This window comes from Enterobacter cloacae complex sp. IR53041 (genome assembly GCF_049238285.1).
In the GTDB taxonomy this organism is placed as follows: domain Bacteria; phylum Pseudomonadota; class Gammaproteobacteria; order Enterobacterales; family Enterobacteriaceae; genus Enterobacter; species Enterobacter roggenkampii.
The window spans coordinates 74,858-90,251 of the sequence record NZ_JBMKHB010000021.1 but is presented as its reverse complement, the minus strand read 5'-3'; the positions used below and the strand labels follow the sequence as shown (position 1 = coordinate 90,251).

Sequence of the window (15,394 nt, the reverse complement as noted above, 5' to 3'; positions counted from 1 at the left end):
TGCTCAGCTAAACAACAGACCGAGAAAGACACTGAAGTTCAAAACACCGAAAGAGATAATTGAAAGGGGTGTTGCATTGACAGATTGAATCTACACTCGCCTTTATTAAGGAAGAGCGGGATAATTTTAATCTGCATGGGTTATTGCCGCATAACGTTGAAACCATTGAAGAGCAAACCGAGCGCGCCTGGGTGCAGTTCTGCCATTTTAAAAGCGATATTTCCCGTCATGTTTATTTGCGCAATATTCAGGACACCAATGAAACTCTCTTTTATAACCTCTTGCGTTCGCATCTGAAAGAGACGTTACCGATTATCTATACCCCGACGGTGGGTGAAGCCTGCGAGCATTTCTCCACGATTTATCGCCGCGCGCGCGGCTTGTTTATTTCATGGCCTAACCGCCATCGTATTGATGAGATGCTGCAAAGTTTCTCGCGCAACGACGTTCGGGTGATTGTGGTAACGGACGGAGAGCGCATTTTAGGGCTCGGCGACCAGGGTATCGGCGGTATGGGCATTCCGATTGGCAAGCTGTCACTCTATACCGCCTGCGGAGGGATCCATCCGGCCTCCACCCTTCCGATTATGCTGGATGTCGGCACCAATAATCAGCAACACCTCGACGACCCGATGTACATGGGCTGGCGTCATCCGCGCATCAGCGACGATCAATACGCTGAATTTATGGATATGTTTATCAGCACGGTTAAAGCGCGCTGGCCCAACGTTCTCCTGCAATTTGAAGACTTTGCACAGAAAAATGCCACCCGGCTTCTTCAGCGCTACCGCGATCAGCTGTGCTGCTTCAATGATGATATCCAGGGCACGGCAGCCGTCACCGCTGGGACGCTGATCGCAGCGGCCCACGCGGCGGGCACGCGCATTCGCGATCAGCGCGTGGTCTTCCTCGGCAGCGGCTCTGCGGGATGCGGGATCGCTGAAAAAATTGTGGCGCTGATGGTCGATGACGGCCTGACCGAGTCGGAAGCCCGCAGCAGGATCTTCATGGTCGATCGCTTCGGCCTGCTGACCGACGACATGACCAACCTGCTCGATTTCCAGAAAAACCTGCTTACCGCGCGCGACGCCGTAAGCCGCTGGCAGGTAGACGCAAAGAATATTTCCCTGCTGGACGTGGTGAAGAACGCACATCCAACGGTGATGATCGGCGTTTCAGGTCAGCCGGGGCTGTTCAGCGAAGAGATCGTCAAAGAGATGCATCGCCACTGCCCGCGCCCGATTATCATGCCGCTCTCGAACCCAACGTCGCGGGCGGAGGCCCAGCCGCAGGATCTCATCGCCTGGACCCAGGGGGCCGCGCTGGTGGCCACCGGCAGCCCGTTCGCGCCGGTATTCTGGGAGAACGCGCACTACGAGATTGCCCAGTGTAATAACGCCTATATCTTCCCGGGCCTGGGGCTGGGTGTGCTGGCCTGTAACGCGCGCCGGGTGACGGAAGAGATGCTGATGGCAGCAAGCCGCAGCCTGGCCGCCCAGTCTCCGCTGGTGGCCACAGAAAGAGGAGGATTGCTGCCGCCGGTAGATCAGATTGAAACGGTCTCGCGCCAGATTGCCGTTGCCGTCGCCCGGGCAGCCATTGAACAAGGCGTAGCGCCATCGTTAGATGATGAAACCCTGCTGGCGCGCATTGAGAAGACCTGGTGGCAGGCGGACTATGCGCCGTACCGCCGGTCTGCACTGTAGCGCCGGTCATGCCCTCACCGCAGGGTGAGGGCATGGCTGTGGTGTTAGTGCTGTATGCCTGAGCGGTCAGAAAAATCGCTGGCGGAGAGATTATCACCCCCAGTTGCCGCCTGTTTCAGACGGGCATATCGGTCAGGTACCCCTTCAGGACGGGTTTTGAAGCGACGGTGCAGCCACATATACTGCTCTGGGGCCATACGTACGGCCTGCTCAATTGCCCTGTTCATCTGCGTCGCCACGGCTTCTTTATCGCCGCCCTGCAACGCCTCACTGATATCCTCCAGAATAATCAGCTCGTAACCGGTGCCATCCGCCCTGCGACGCGGCACAAAGGGGATGACGGCAGGCTTAGCGCTTTTGACCAGCATATAGCTGCCCGCCGTCGTTGCGGCATCCGGCACCGCAAAGAACGGCACAAACACGCTGTTGGTTTTGCCATAGTCGTGGTCCGGGGCGTACCACAAAATTTCATTCTGCTTCAGCGAGCGGATCATGCCCTTTAAATCATGGCGATCGAGCATGGTTTTGTTGGAACGCAGACGTCCGCGCGTCTGAAGCCAGTCCAGCAGAGCATTGTTATTAGGGCGATACACCCCGATACCGGGGTTGAGCATGCCAAATATCCGCGCGCCCAGCTCAAGCGTCAGAAAATGCATCCCCACCAGCACCACGCCTTTTCCCTGCGCCCTCGCCTTTTCCATGTGCTCATACCCCTGCACGGTAAAGCATTTCTTCACCCGCCACGCAGGCCAGAACCATGCCATCCCGGTTTCAATCACCCCCATTCCTACCGATTCAAAATTACGCTGCAGCAATGACTCGCGTTCATCCTTTTTCATCTCCGGGAAACAAAGTTCCAGGTTGCGGCGGGCAATCTCGACGCGGCGAGGAAGTAAGCGCATCGCCAGTCGCCCCAGGCCATGACCGATTCTGAACAGAAGCGGATAAGGGAGCAGCATGATGAGCCACAGAGCCGCAATGCCGGCCCAGCTTAGCCAGTAACGGGGATGAAGAAAGGCGAATGAAAAACGGGGTAATTTTGTCATCAGAAAATTATCCTTTAACGTGTCTGTCCTTAATTGATTCTGTTGAAGATCTTTCCTAAGGATGAATAAAAAGTCAGCCAGAAACGTTAAGTGTAGCGGATAAGACAAAACGCATTTTTATCGATTTTTGCGAAAAACGGGAAGTCGAGCCGGGGAGGATTTATTCGCTCCCCGGCAGAAGATATTACATCGAATACCCGGGCTTCTTAATAAGCTCCTCCAGCTTCGGTCCAATTTCGGTATCCCAGACCTGCGCCTTCCAGTCTTCAGGCGCGATCTGCTTCAACGCCACCGACACGGAACTGTCTTTGCTGTTGAAATGGCGAATAATCACGTCGGCAATATCTGCCGCCAGGGCAGCTTTTTGTTCGTCGTTCAAATCACGGGGAAAACATTTGATATCTACGTGTGGCATGTACAGGCTTCCGGTTGTGAATGAGGGTTCCACGTTATCAGATAATATTGTTTGCCTTTAACACCTTGTGCAGTTCCGGTCGCTGACATACGGCGTCCGCAATCGCCGTGAATTTAGGGGTATTTTCGGCAAACCAGGCGTGACGGGGCCCCCAGGTGCGCGCCACCGCAATATACACATCCAGCAGCGTCAGCCGTTCCCCCAGCGCAAACGGGGCAGCCTTAAGCTGGCTTTCGAACCACAAATAAAGAGATTTCCGGTATTCGATGCAGTTTTTCTGCAGCTGTTCCGGCGCATCCGGCACCCAGCGTTCGGGATAGTCTGCATAGGTAAACGTGGGATAGACGTTGGCTACGAACCAGATGAGCAAACGCTGAAACTGCTGACGTTCAGCCTGCCCCACGGGCGGGGCGAGCTCGGGACACCGGTCGAGCACCATCAGGGCAATCGCCGCCGTTTCGGTCATGATGGCGCCATTTTCCAGCGCCAGCGTCGGCACCTGGCACAGCGGATTGAGCTTGTGCAGCAACTCACGCTGCGGACCGGGCTGGTCAAACCCGTCCACGTTGATGAATTGATAAGGGAGATCAGCCAGGGTCAGCATCACCTCACTGATTGCCGAGCCCCAGCCGGGTACGCCATAAAGTTTAATCATGTTGCCCCCTCAGGAGTGAAATCCTAAGTGTAGAGCACCATTAGTATGTTATCCCAGGCGGGTTGACCTCCGATTGCGCCACCGCTTCGCCCTGCTCGCCCCAGCGCGCCAGCACCTTCTGGTACTCTCCGCGCTCAATCGCACCGTTCAGCGCGGCCTGCAAGGCATAAACCAGTTGATTGCCTTTTTTGGTCGTGGTGGCGACATAAGCTTTCTTCGGCCCTAAACCGACCACGCGGGTTTTGCCGGTGAGCGCCGCTTTGTAAGCTGAAACCGACTGAGGGCCAAAGAACACATCCGCCCTGCCGGACTGGATATAGAGATTGCCCGAGGCATCGTCGTGAAGATAGACCGGCAGCGCAGGCGCCCGCCCCGCCTTTTTATTCTCTTCGTTCCAGCCCAGCAGGATGCGCTCCTGATTGGTACCCGAGCCGACAATCACCCTTTTCCCGGCCAGATCTTCCGCGCTTTTGATTGACTGAATCTCGCTGGTGGATTTCACCGAAAATGCCAGCGAATCGACGCGGTAGGTCGCAAAATCAAACTTCTCTTTACGCTGTTCGGTCACCGCAATGTTCACCAGCGCCACGTCGTAGCGCCCGGAAGCGATCCCCAGTGGCCAGTCTTCCCACGCCGTCGGCACCAGCTTTAGCTTCAGCCCCAGGCTGCCCGCCAGCAGGCGGGCAATATCCGGGTCGCTGCCGATCCGCGTGCGGTTATCGCTGGCCAGCAGCGCCAGCGGCGGGGAGTTCAGCATCGAGACGGCGACCGTCAGCGTGCCTGGCTCAACGAATTTATAGCCGGCGGGGATCTTCGCCACGGCCTGCCGATCCACCGTCACCGGCAGCGGCTGCTCGTTGGCTTTCAGATCGATGCTGGCGTGGCTCGCCGTCGTAAAAAGCAGTCCCGCCAGAAGTCCGTATTTCATCTGCGCTCCTTACAGCACTTTTGACAGGAACTGGCGCGTTCGCGCGTGCGACGGCCGGTTCAACACCGCGTCGCTGCTGCCCTGCTCCACGATTTTCCCGTCGACCATAAACACCACCTGATCCGCCACCTCGCGGGCAAAGCCGATCTCGTGAGTGACCACCACCAGCGTCGTGCCGGACCGGGCCAGCTTTTTGATCACGTCCAGCACTTCCCCTACCAGCTCCGGATCCAGCGCCGAGGTAGGTTCATCAAACAGCATCACGCGGGGACGTAAGGCCAGCGCGCGGGCAATCGCAATGCGCTGCTGCTGCCCGCCGGAGAGATGGCGAGACCAGGCGTCGGCTTTATCCCGCAGCCCGACCACGTCCAGCAGGCGGTACGCGCTTTCCACCGCCTCTTTTTTGCTGAGCTTCTTATGCGCGATGGGCGCCTCAATCAGGTTTTCCAGCACCGTGAGGTGAGGAAAGAGATTGAAGTTCTGAAACACATAGCCCACGTTGACGCGCTGTTTGAGGATCTCTTTCTCCTTCAGCTCGTAGAGCTTGTCGCCCTGGCGACGGTAGCCAATGTAGTCCCCGTCGATCTGAATAAAGCCTTCGTCGACGCGCTCCAGGTGGTTTATGGTGCGCAACAGCGTCGATTTGCCCGAGCCTGAGGGCCCGAGAATGACCGTCACGGACCCGGGCGGGATCTCAAGCGACACGTTGTCGAGCGCCTTATGGCGACCAAAATACTTGCTGACGCCGGTAATTGAGATATGTCCTTCAGGAGAGGCTGGCATGGATAGGCTCCTGTGCTGGCGTGGTGGTGACGGAACGGGTGCGACGGGCGGCGCGGTTCTGATTAACCGCAGAGCGGCGTTCGCTGCGGGCGAGTGCACGCTCAACACCGTACTGGATAGCGGACAAGACGGTGGTAATCACCAGATACCAGGCGGCACCGACCATCAGCAGCGGGATCACCTCCTGCGTGCGGTTGTAGATCATCTGAATGGTATAAAACAGCTCCGGCATCGCCAGGACGTACACCATCGCCGTGCCCTTGGCGAGGCTGATGATTTCATTGAACCCCGACGGCAGAATGGTGCGCAGCGCCTGAGGCAAAATGATGCGCACCGTGCGGCGCCAGGCCGGCAGGCCGAGCGCGGCGGCGGCCTCATACTGCCCGTGATCGACGCCGAGGAATCCACCGCGAATGATCTCGGCGGTATAGGCGCTCTGGACCAGCGTTAGCCCCACCACGGCGGTAGAGAACTGCCCCAGCACGTTGATGGTTTCAAAGCTGCCCCAGGTGATGCCGGTGAACGGCACGCCGAGCGAGAGCGTGTCGTAGAGATAGGAAAAGTTGTAAAGAATGATCAGCACGACGATCAGCGGCAGCGACCGAAACAGCCAGATGTACGCCCACGCCAGGCTGCTCAGCAGCCAGGATGACGAGAGTCTCGCCAGCGCCAGCATGCCGCCAAACACCACGCTCAGCGCGGTGCCGATCAGCGTCAGCAGCAGGGTCTGCCCGACGCCTTCGAGGATCACCGGGTCGAAGAACCAGCGGGCAAACACTGCCCATTCCCAGCGCGGGTTAAAGGCGACGGACTGAATCACGATCGCCAGGACAAACAGCGCCACCGCGGCGCCGACGGCCCGCAGCGGATAACGCGCCGGGACCACCTTAATGGTTTCAACGTTGCTCATCGTCGCTCCTTATGCGGTTTTGCTGAACGCTTCACGTACCAGCGTTTTGGTGAAACGCAGCCGACCGTCAAACGGCGGCTGGCTATACTCTTCCGGGTCGCGGTTCAGATCGAACTGCGGCTGATAGCCCTGGCTGAGATAGAGCCTGACCGCCTCCGGCTGGCGAAAACCGGTTGTCAGGTAGATCTGGCTGTACCCTGCCAGCACCGCCCTGCGCTCCAGCTCCTGCACCACGCGCCCGGCAAGCCCCTGCTGACGCAGGGTTTTGTCCGTCCAGATGCGTTTTATTTCCGCGGTGCGTTCGTCGAACGGTTTGTACGCGCCGGTGGCGATAATCTTCCCGTCGCGCTCCAGGACGATAAACAGCCCCTGCGGCGCTAAATACCACTCGGTGAGCTCCACTTCCGCGTCTTTGGAAAAGTAGTCCCCGTAGCGGGCCGCATATTCCCCGAACAGCCCCTCGATAATGGGCTGAAGTTCGGCATCTTCCGGTGATACATCACGAAATTGTTCGCTCATCACGCCTCCTTAATCGCCCAGGCCCGCCGGGTTCACTTCGGACTGAGGAATGCGCTCAACCCCTTCACCCCAGCGGTTCAGCACTTTGTCGTAATCGCCGTTTTTGATGACGCCGTTGAGCGCGGTTTGCACCGGCTCAACCAGCCCGCTGCCTTTTTTCAGCGTCACCGCGATGTGCGCCGCCTTCGGCCAGCCGCCGTCGACGCTGCCCACCAGTTTGGTTTTCCCGTTCAGCGCCGCTTTCCATGCGCCAATCACGTTCGGGCCAAAGTAGGCATCCGCGCGCCCGGACTGCAGCGCCAGGGTTTGGGCCGCATCGTCTTTGGTGTAGATCGGGGTAAAGGGCTTCAGTCCCTTCTTCAGGTTTTCGGCATTCCACGCCAGCAGGATGGCCTCCTGGTTGGTGCCGGAGCCCACGATAATCCGCAGCCCGGCGATGTCCTCCGCTTTCTGAAGCGATTTGATTGGGCTGGTCGATTTCACGTAGAAGCCGAGGGAATCCTTACGGTAGGTGGCGAAATCAAACTTCTGTTTGCGCTCTTTAGTGACGGTGATGTTGCTGATGGCGGCATCGTATTTCCCGGACGCGACGCCCAGCGGCCAGTCCTCCCAGGAGGTGGGCACCACGTTCAGCTCCAGCCCGAGGCTGTCGGCGACCAGACGCGCGACGTCAACTTCGCTCCCCAGCAGCGTTTTGTTGTCGTCGGAGAAGACCGTCAGCGGCGGCTGATTGAGTCCCGCCACCGCAACGGTAAATTTCCCCGGCACGGCAAAGCGATAGTCTTTCGGCAGCTGCGCCACCGCCTCGCTATTTTTCGCGGTGTTAATCGGCGTTTTATTGGCCTCGATGCTCACGCCGGTGCCGTTAATATTGACGTTCTCTGCCCAGACGGCAGGGGTAAAGGCCAGCGCGAGCGCCAGAACAAGCGATGATTTCTGCATAGCGGGGTTCTCTTTTATTGTTGTGTGTACTGGTTTTTCGGTTGGTCTAAGCCAAGGCTTTCGCGCAGCGTGGTGCCCGGGTAGTCGGTACGGAACAGGCCGCGAGACTGCAGAATCGGTACCACCTGGTCAACAAAGCGCGGGAAGGTGTCCGGCGTACCGCCCTGAATGATGAAGCCGTCTGCGGCATAACCTTCAAACCAGGCCTGCAAACCGTCAGCCACCTCCTCCGGCGTGCCGGAAAAGCGCGGGCGCGGCGAAGCGGCCTCAAGCGCCACCTGACGCAGGGTTAAGCTGCGTTCGCGGGCGTTACGCTTGATTTCATCCGTGGTGCTGCGGAAGCTGTTTTTGCCTAAATCGCCGATATCCGGGAAAGGCTCGTCGAGCGGATACTGGCTGAAATCGTGATGTTCGAAATAACGGCCGAGGTAATTGAGGGCGTCGTTAATCGACACCAGCGCCGCCGTGGTTTGATACTGGTTTTCCACGTCATCGGCATCTTTACCCACAATCACGCTGACGCCCTGGAAAATATGGAGATCCGACGCGCGGCGGCCGTTTGTTTCCAGCTGCTGTTTTACGTCCTGATAAAAGGCTTTTGCCTCGTCGAAGGTCTCGTGGTGGGTAAAAATGGCGTCGGCATGTTTCGCCGCCAGCTTTTTCCCGTCGTCCGACGCCCCGGCCTGAAAGACAATTGGTCGCCCCTGCGGCGTGCGGCCAATATTCAGCGGACCGGCGACCTGGAAGAAGTCACCGTGGTGGTCGAGCGTATGCAGTTTGGTCGGGTCAAAAAACTGGCCGCTCTCTTTGTTGCGGATAAACGCGTCGCCTTCCCAGGAATCCCACAGCCCTTTCACCACGTCGAGATACTCATCGGCAATCCGGTAGCGCAGCGCATGCTCGGGGTGTTTTTCGCGGGAAAAGTTCTTCGCCGACCCCTCCAGCGGTGAGGTCACCACGTTCCAGCCCGCGCGGCCGTTGCTCAGGTGATCGAGGCTGGCGAACTGGCGCGCCGTGGTAAAGGGCTCGCTGTAGGAAGTGGATAAGGTTCCCACCAGCCCCAGGCGCGAGGTGATGCTGGCCAGAGCGGAAAGCACGGTTAACGGTTCAAACCGATTCAGAAAATGGGGGATCGATTTCTCGTTGATATAGAGACCATCGGCCACGAAGAGAAAATCGAGCTTCCCTTCCTCGGCCTTTAACGCCGTCGCTTTCACGAAGTCAAAGTTAATACTGGCGTCGGCGATCGCCGCAGGATGGCGCCAGGCGGACATATTCCCGGATGCACCATGCAGAATGGTGCCCAGCCGCAGTTGTCGGGTTGCTGACATCTTTACCTCTCCTGAATTAAACGTGTTGCAGAGCTTTTTCCGCAAGCTGTGCAAAATAGCGGGCGGCGGGCTCAATCAGTGCTTCATCCGGGTTGAAGGCCGGGTGATGTAAACCAAACGGACTGTTGCTGCCAATGCTGACAAACGCGCCGGGAACAGACTGCAAATAGACCGCAAAATCTTCCCCGCCCATATGCAGTTCCGCGTGCCGGGTTTCATATCCGGCCTCACGCGCGACCGAGGTGGCGAAGTCGGCCCAGCGTTCGTCATTCACCAGCGCGGTAGGCCCGGCATACCAGGTGATATCAATCTGCGCGCTGAAGGCGCTGGCAAACCCGGCGGCGATTTCGCCCACGCGGGCTTTCACATTCTGCTGCACTTCCGTGCGATGGGTACGCAGCGTGCCTTCCAGCTCGACGCTTTCCGGCAGCACGTTCCAGGTGTTGCCGCCTGCGATGCGGGTGACGCTCAGCACCACCGAATCAAGCGTGTTGACGTTGCGGCTGGCGACGCTTTGCAGCGCCGTTACCAGCTGGCTCGCCAGCACGATGGCGTCGTTGCCTTCATGAGGACGTGCGGCGTGCGCGCCTTTACCGGTAATGCGGATCACGAAGCGGTCGACGTTGGCGTAGAACGGCCCGCCGCGGGTAGCGAACTCACCAACCGGCAGGCCAGGCTCGTTGTGCATACCAAAAATCGCGCTGACATCGCGCAGGGCACCGGCCCGCACCATGCTCTTCGCACCGCCAAAGTTCTCTTCAGCAGGCTGAAACAGGATGCGCACCCGGCCGTTAAGCAAGGCCTCCCGCTCTTTCAGCTTTAACGCGGCGCCAAGGATGACGCTGGTGTGGATATCGTGTCCGCAGGCGTGCATCACCCCGGCATGCTGTGAGCTAAACGGCACGCCGCTGCGCTCCTCGATCGGCAGCGCGTCAATGTCGGCACGCAGCGCAACCAGCCTGCTGCCCGTTCCGATTTCCGCCACCAGCCCGGTCGACAGATCGTAAGGCTGCGGGGCGATCCCGGCATTCGTCAGCCACTGGCGCAGGCGCGCGGTGGTTTCGACCTCCTGGCCGGACAGCTCCGGGTTCTGGTGCAGTTCGCGGCGCCAGGCAATCAGTTGTTCGCCAAAGCTCATACGGTGACCTCCTTGTTAAGACGCGCCCCGGCAAGCAGGCGCAGCGACGCGACGCGCGTAGCCCCCTCCGCCACCGGCGTGTCGATGATAAATTCGTCAATGCCCCACTGCTGGTGCAGCGCGTTGAGCTGTTCCACTACCGACTCAGCGGTGCCCGCCAGCAGCGACTGCGCCCGGCGTGCAATGCGCACCGGCTCACTGCCAGCCTGGCGCGCAAACGCGTAGGCCTGCTCTTCGCTGGCCACGGTGACACGCTGCCCGTTTGCCAGCTCAACGCCCCACACTTCGACCTTCTGCGCCAGCGCGTCTGCCTCGGCCTGCGTCTGCGCGACAATCGCCTGCACCGCCACTATTACGTCCCGCGCGCTGTTCTCACGCCAGGTCGATACCACCTCGCGCAGCAGGTCCGGGTCACCGTTCAGGTGTGCGGCAAACACAAAGTGCCAGTCGAGCCTGGCGGCCAGCAGCGCGCTTTCGGTACTCGCGCCCAGCAGGAAACCCTCAGCAGGCAACGGCGGCAGCGGCGTGGCGCGGACGGCCTCTTCAATAGCGTGATGCTCAGGACGGATCCAGCGGTCGAGCTGGGCCAATTGTTCGGCGAAGCTGCCCTTTTCCTGTTGATTCAGGCCCTGCTGCAGCGCGCGGGTTGAGAGCGGCAATCCACCGGGGGCTTTCCCGACGCCGAGATCGACGCGGCCAGGCGCCAGCGCGGCCAGCACGTTGAAGTTCTCGGCGACTTTATAGGGGCTGTAGTGCTGAAGCATTACGCCGCCAGACCCGACGCGAATGCGCGTGGTTTGCCCGAGGATCCAGGCAATCAGCAGCTCCGGCGAAGGGCTGGCAAGCTGTGGGGTGTTGTGGTGTTCGGCAATCCAGAAGCGGTGATAGCCCAGATTTTCTGCCTGCTGCGCCAGCGCCAGGGTACGCGCCAGTGCATCGGCAGCCGTTTCGTTTTCAGCGATGGGGCTTTTATCCAGAATGCTGATTCGCCATGACATGTTGCGTTCTCGTTTGACTTAACATGTCGACATTATTAAAGGCGCATTTCACCACTGAGAAACAATTAATTTACATTTGGTTTGCCGGAAAACAGATATATAAAACCCTGCTAAGAATAAGACTTTAAGGAGGCAATCAGCGTTTCCACCTGCTCCCGACGGGTAATGCGGACGAAGCGAATATGGCTATATTGCGGGTTTTGCAGGTCGGCTTCATAACGCGTGCGGTTGTTACGCCAGGTTTTCATCGTCCAGATGATAATGGATTCTCTGCTGAAGAACGCGCGTCGGAAACTCTCTTTGTTTCCCGTTCCCGGCCAAAGCTCGTGTTTATGCCAGGCCCGCTTTATTGCTCGGGTGACGGCCTGCCAGAGGGTGCGGGTAAACCCATAATCCACCCAGACCACCACATCGACATCGCGCCATTTCAGCGGTCGCGTGCGGTTGTAGTTACCGTCGAGCACCCAGTCTGGCGAAGCCTGTAGCGCCTGCGCCAGCTTTGCCTGAAACTCGTCGTCCGGCGTTCCCTGCCAGTCAGAGCGCCAGTAGAGTCTGTCCATCTCGATACAGGGAATAGACAGCGCGGTCGCAATCTGCTTCGCCAGCGTGCTTTTTCCGCTCCCGCTGGTACCGATGACGTTAATTTTCACCTCAGCCTCCCTGTATTTACGAAAATGTGACCAAATGATAGCGTTTTCATCCTGTTAACGAAACGCTATTTCAGCATGACAATTTTTCCAGAGAGACGATCTCCCTCTTGCAGTTTGGCTTATGTCATTTATTTAAGCCGATTCAAAATAACACCCACTAAAATATTTTCAATTTTATTACATTCGACAACATTAACAGATTAAAAATAATGAATGCCGGGTATTTCGGAGAGTCTCAATTTCAGCGAGAATATATCCAGGCCGTTATTAAAATAATCATACTTATCTTGCCGGAGCGCTTTCCGGGCTTTTTTATTCTTGCACAACATCATGGAGTTACTCATGAGGCGTAACACCCCCGTTACACAAAACGAGTATTTGCTTAACGCCGGTTCGACGTTAATGTCCACCACCAATACAAAAAGTCATATTACCTATGCTAACTCCGCTTTTATAGAAGCCAGCGGATATAAAGAAGAGCATCTTCTGGGGGAGCCGCATAACCTCATCCGCCATCCCGACATGCCTGCCGAAGCGTTTGGCGACATGTGGTTTACCCTCCAGCAGGGCGAGACCTGGACAGGTCTGGTAAAGAACCGTCGTCATAATGGCGATCACTACTGGGTGCGGGCCAACGTGACGCCGGTCTGGCAGGGGGAATCCCTGACCGGCTATATTTCGGTGCGCAATATCCCCTCACGGGAGGAGATCGCGGCGAGTGAAAATCTGTATGCAAAAGTACGTAATAATGAATTAAAACATCATCGTTTTTATAAAGGACTGTTCGTTCGGCGCGGTTTATTTTCCTTTTTGTCGCTCTTTAAATGTCTCAGTACCGGAAAACGAATTCAGCTTGGTATTACTGTGACGGCATTACTTTCCTGCCTGGCGATGTATTTATTCCGCGATCGTCTCGTTCAGGCCGCCACTCTGGTGCTGCTTTTTTCTGCGCTGTCCTGTTATCTCCATGCGCAGATCGCCCGGCCGGTAAAATCCATTGTTCAACAGATGCAGCGCGTGGTTTCAGGACGTAAAACGGACTATTACCATTTTGACAGAATCGATGATATCGGGCTGATGATGCGCCTGGTGAATCAGTCTGGTTTAAACCTGAACTCGCTGGTTGATGATGTCGGGGCGCAAATCAGCGGTATTGGCACCATCAGCCAGCAGGTCGCGAAAGAAGGCGCGGCGCTGCAGGCGCGTTCTGAAGAAACCGCCGATTTTCTGCAGCAAACCGCATCTGCGGTGGAAGAGATCGCCAGCGCCGTGAAGCAGACGGCCGAAACCGCGAACGAGGCGATTCAGATGGCGGATCGCACCCGCGACAGCGCCCACTGCGGGGAAGCGATGATGAAAGAGACCATCGGTATGATGCAGTCCGTTTCGCAGGATAACGGCCAGATCGTCGATATTATCAGCGTTATCGATCGTATTGCCTTCCAGACCAATATTCTTGCGCTGAATGCCGCCGTGGAAGCGGCGCGCGCGGGTGAAGCCGGCCGCGGCTTTGCCGTGGTCGCAGCTGAGGTGCGCAATCTTGCGCAGCACTCCGCGACGGCGGCGAAAGAGATCAAAGCGCTGATCGAGAAAAACGTTGCCAGCGTCAACGCTGGCGTGGAGAAGGTGGGACAAACCGAATCACAGCTGACGGTTATGATCGACCATGTTCTGCAGGTTTCCACCCTGATTAAGGAGATTGGCCTCGCCACGCAGGAGCAAACCCAGGCGCTGACGCTCATCAACGCCTCCCTCTCCCGTATCGGCGCAATGACCCAGAGCAATACGGGGATGGTAGATAACGTCACTCACGCGGCGAATCACCTGACGCAGCTGACGACGCGCCTGCAGCAGGCGATTGCCGTTTTTGGCGGTTAGCCGTTCGGGTACTGCTCGTCGGTCACTTTTTCCAGCCACGTTACCGGGCTGCCGTTTACCGCTTCGGCGATGGCAAGATGCGTCATCGCCGTTTGCGCACTTGCGCCGTGCCAGTGCTTCACGCCGGGTGGGATCCAGGCGATATCGCCCTGATTCAGGATTTCCGCCTCTTTGCCCCACTCCTGTAACCAGCCGCGACCCTGCGTCACAATCAGCGTTTGTCCCAGGGGATGCGTATGCCAGGCCGTGCGCGCGCCCGGCTCAAAGGTTACGGTTGCCCCGCCGACGCTGGCAGGTTCGGTCGCCTGAAAGGGCGCGTCAATGCGAACAGCCCCGGTAAACCAGGCTTCCGGTCCTCGTACTGAAGGTAATGAACCGCTGCGGATAATTTTCATCTTATGCTCCTCGTTGACTGTTGCGTTAACAGTAGCGCAAAGCACTCCGCAGCATTAGGGTGCATAATCAGATAGGACACATGACTGAAACTCATAAATAGAACCGCGATGCTAAAAGATAATTTCAACGATCTGCTCTCCTTTATGGTGGTGGCCCGCGAGCGCAGCTTTACGCGCGCAGCGGCGCAGCTGGGCGTCTCGCAATCGGCACTGAGCCATGCGATGCGCAAGCTTGAAGCACGATTAGACGTTCGCCTGTTAACCCGCACAACCCGCAGCGTGGTTCCGACACCCGCGGGTGAGCAGCTTTTTTCGCGCCTCAGTCCGCATCTGCTGGAGATCGAACAGGAACTCACGGCGCTTCGCAGCACCCGCGACAAACCCGCAGGCGCTATCCGCATCGTCGCCGGCGAGCACGCGATGGACGCCGTCCTCTGGCCGGTACTGAAGGCTTTTATGCTGCAGTATCCTGACATTAACGTCGAAGTGACGGTCGACAATGGCCTGACAGATATCGTCGATGGCCGCTTCGACGCGGGGGTTCGCCTGGGTGAACAGGTGGCAAAAGACATGATTGCGGTGCGGATTGCGCCGGACATGCGCATGGCGGTTGTCGGCTCCCCGGATTACCTGGCTCGTTTTGGCGTGCCGCTCGTGCCGGAGCAGCTGGGTGAACACCGCTGTATCAATCTCCGCCTGCCCACCCGAGGGGGATTGTATGACTGGGAATTTGAGCGCGACGGGCGCGAGCTTCGCGTGCGGGTTGACGGACAGCTTACGCTGAATAACCTGTCGCAGCGCATCGACGCCGCGGAGAATGGTCTCGGATTAGCCTACGTGCCCGAGTCCTCGGTTCTGGACGCTCTGAATCAGGGACGGCTGGTCAGGGTCCTTGAATCGTGGTGCCCCACGTTTGAAGGATACCACCTCTATTATCCGAGCCGTCGGCAGCACACAACCGCGTTCAGGTTACTTCTCGATGCCCTGCAGCAGCAAAAATTTATACCATCTGGTAATAATTAAGAGAATCTGATGATTAAATAATCAACCCCACCATTGTTTTGACTAAAAACTCATCACGTTTCAGCGTGTTGTGATCC

Annotated in this window: 14 protein-coding genes and 2 pseudogenes; 4 read left to right on the top strand and 12 right to left on the bottom strand. The window is 57.8% G+C overall.

Translation table 11 applies throughout. The annotated features are described in order from the left end of the window. Window positions 1-88 (top strand): hypothetical protein (locus ACOTXF_RS15860; protein WP_032084815.1); only part of this gene is annotated, 88 nt, incomplete at its 5' end. A 7-nt stretch (window positions 89-95) separates the two neighbouring features. After that, window positions 96-1,706, top strand: a pseudogene (locus ACOTXF_RS15855) (NAD-dependent malic enzyme); the annotation flags it as partial. Between the two features lie 44 nt (window positions 1,707-1,750). Here the strand turns inward: ACOTXF_RS15855 and ACOTXF_RS15850 are convergent. From ACOTXF_RS15850 to ACOTXF_RS15800, 11 genes and pseudogenes are all read right to left on the bottom strand, one after another. Next, entirely contained in the window at window positions 1,751-2,752 is a 1,002-nt protein-coding gene (locus ACOTXF_RS15850; protein ID WP_232927191.1) for a Kdo(2)-lipid IV(A) acyltransferase, read from the bottom strand. 184 nt (window positions 2,753-2,936) lie between these two features. Continuing rightward, window positions 2,937-3,167 (bottom strand): tautomerase PptA, encoded by a 231-nt coding sequence (gene pptA, locus ACOTXF_RS15845; protein ID WP_008501760.1) that lies wholly within the window; start codon window positions 3,165-3,167, stop codon window positions 2,937-2,939. Window positions 3,168-3,204: 37 nt separating this feature from the next. Beyond that, window positions 3,205-3,822: a glutathione S-transferase family protein gene (locus ACOTXF_RS15840; RefSeq protein ID WP_048963123.1), complete on the bottom strand. Its 618-nt coding sequence runs from the start codon at window positions 3,820-3,822 to the stop codon at window positions 3,205-3,207. 40 nt (window positions 3,823-3,862) lie between these two features. Further along, window positions 3,863-4,750, bottom strand: a complete 888-nt coding sequence (locus ACOTXF_RS15835) for an ABC transporter substrate-binding protein (RefSeq protein ID WP_048223392.1) — start codon at window positions 4,748-4,750, stop codon at window positions 3,863-3,865. 9 nt (window positions 4,751-4,759) lie between these two features. Next, window positions 4,760-5,533, bottom strand: a complete 774-nt coding sequence (locus ACOTXF_RS15830) for an amino acid ABC transporter ATP-binding protein (RefSeq protein WP_048963124.1) — start codon at window positions 5,531-5,533, stop codon at window positions 4,760-4,762. Next, window positions 5,517-6,443 (bottom strand): amino acid ABC transporter permease, encoded by a 927-nt coding sequence (locus ACOTXF_RS15825; protein WP_048963125.1) that lies wholly within the window; start codon window positions 6,441-6,443, stop codon window positions 5,517-5,519. The genes ACOTXF_RS15830 and ACOTXF_RS15825 overlap by 17 nt, the downstream gene beginning before the upstream one ends. A 9-nt stretch (window positions 6,444-6,452) precedes the next feature. Continuing rightward, a complete protein-coding gene (locus tag ACOTXF_RS15820; protein ID WP_047745574.1) occupies window positions 6,453-6,962 on the bottom strand; it encodes a GNAT family N-acetyltransferase in 510 nt (169 codons plus the stop codon). A gap of 9 nt (window positions 6,963-6,971) precedes the next feature. Then, window positions 6,972-9,235 (bottom strand): annotated as a pseudogene (locus ACOTXF_RS15815) (NtaA/DmoA family FMN-dependent monooxygenase). 16 nt (window positions 9,236-9,251) lie between these two features. Continuing rightward, window positions 9,252-10,373 carry an amidohydrolase gene (locus tag ACOTXF_RS15810; RefSeq protein WP_047745570.1) on the bottom strand — a complete coding sequence of 374 codons (1,122 nt, stop codon included), beginning with the start codon at window positions 10,371-10,373 and terminating at the stop codon, window positions 9,252-9,254. Beyond that, entirely contained in the window at window positions 10,370-11,371 is a 1,002-nt protein-coding gene (locus ACOTXF_RS15805) for an LLM class flavin-dependent oxidoreductase (RefSeq protein WP_046092128.1), read from the bottom strand. The genes ACOTXF_RS15810 and ACOTXF_RS15805 overlap by 4 nt, the downstream gene beginning before the upstream one ends. A 110-nt stretch (window positions 11,372-11,481) precedes the next feature. Further along, window positions 11,482-12,021 carry an AAA family ATPase gene (locus tag ACOTXF_RS15800; protein WP_047745568.1) on the bottom strand — a complete coding sequence of 180 codons (540 nt, stop codon included), beginning with the start codon at window positions 12,019-12,021 and terminating at the stop codon, window positions 11,482-11,484. Window positions 12,022-12,363: 342 nt separating this feature from the next. On the opposite strand from ACOTXF_RS15800, the gene ACOTXF_RS15795 reads away from it, so the two are divergent. Further along, a complete protein-coding gene (locus ACOTXF_RS15795; protein WP_234115313.1) occupies window positions 12,364-13,899 on the top strand; it encodes a methyl-accepting chemotaxis protein in 1,536 nt (511 codons plus the stop codon). Here the strand turns inward: ACOTXF_RS15795 and ACOTXF_RS15790 are convergent. Next, window positions 13,896-14,294, bottom strand: a complete 399-nt coding sequence (locus ACOTXF_RS15790; RefSeq protein WP_008501772.1) for a (R)-mandelonitrile lyase — start codon at window positions 14,292-14,294, stop codon at window positions 13,896-13,898. The genes ACOTXF_RS15795 and ACOTXF_RS15790 overlap by 4 nt on opposite strands. A gap of 108 nt (window positions 14,295-14,402) precedes the next feature. On the opposite strand from ACOTXF_RS15790, the gene ACOTXF_RS15785 reads away from it, so the two are divergent. Further along, complete coding sequence (locus tag ACOTXF_RS15785) at window positions 14,403-15,317, top strand: LysR family transcriptional regulator (RefSeq protein WP_044596521.1); 915 nt, start codon at window positions 14,403-14,405, stop codon at window positions 15,315-15,317. Window positions 15,318-15,394: the final 77 nt, after the last annotated feature.

Excerpts from the sequence above, each read along its gene's own strand:
- ACOTXF_RS15850 (WP_232927191.1), bottom strand. The coding sequence starts at position 2,752 with ATGACAAAATTACCCCGTTTTTCATTCGCCTTTCTTCATCCCCGTTAC.
- pptA (WP_008501760.1), bottom strand. The coding sequence starts at position 3,167 with ATGCCACACGTAGATATCAAATGTTTTCCCCGTGATTTGAACGACGAA.
- ACOTXF_RS15840 (WP_048963123.1), bottom strand. The coding sequence starts at position 3,822 with ATGATTAAACTTTATGGCGTACCCGGCTGGGGCTCGGCAATCAGTGAG.
- ACOTXF_RS15835 (WP_048223392.1), bottom strand. The coding sequence starts at position 4,750 with ATGAAATACGGACTTCTGGCGGGACTGCTTTTTACGACGGCGAGCCAC.
- ACOTXF_RS15830 (WP_048963124.1), bottom strand. The coding sequence starts at position 5,533 with ATGCCAGCCTCTCCTGAAGGACATATCTCAATTACCGGCGTCAGCAAG.
- ACOTXF_RS15825 (WP_048963125.1), bottom strand. The coding sequence starts at position 6,443 with ATGAGCAACGTTGAAACCATTAAGGTGGTCCCGGCGCGTTATCCGCTG.
- ACOTXF_RS15820 (WP_047745574.1), bottom strand. The coding sequence starts at position 6,962 with ATGAGCGAACAATTTCGTGATGTATCACCGGAAGATGCCGAACTTCAG.
- ACOTXF_RS15810 (WP_047745570.1), bottom strand. The coding sequence starts at position 10,373 with ATGAGCTTTGGCGAACAACTGATTGCCTGGCGCCGCGAACTGCACCAG.
- ACOTXF_RS15805 (WP_046092128.1), bottom strand. The coding sequence starts at position 11,371 with ATGTCATGGCGAATCAGCATTCTGGATAAAAGCCCCATCGCTGAAAAC.
- ACOTXF_RS15795 (WP_234115313.1), top strand. The coding sequence starts at position 12,364 with ATGAGGCGTAACACCCCCGTTACACAAAACGAGTATTTGCTTAACGCC.
- ACOTXF_RS15790 (WP_008501772.1), bottom strand. The coding sequence starts at position 14,294 with ATGAAAATTATCCGCAGCGGTTCATTACCTTCAGTACGAGGACCGGAA.
- ACOTXF_RS15785 (WP_044596521.1), top strand. The coding sequence starts at position 14,403 with ATGCTAAAAGATAATTTCAACGATCTGCTCTCCTTTATGGTGGTGGCC.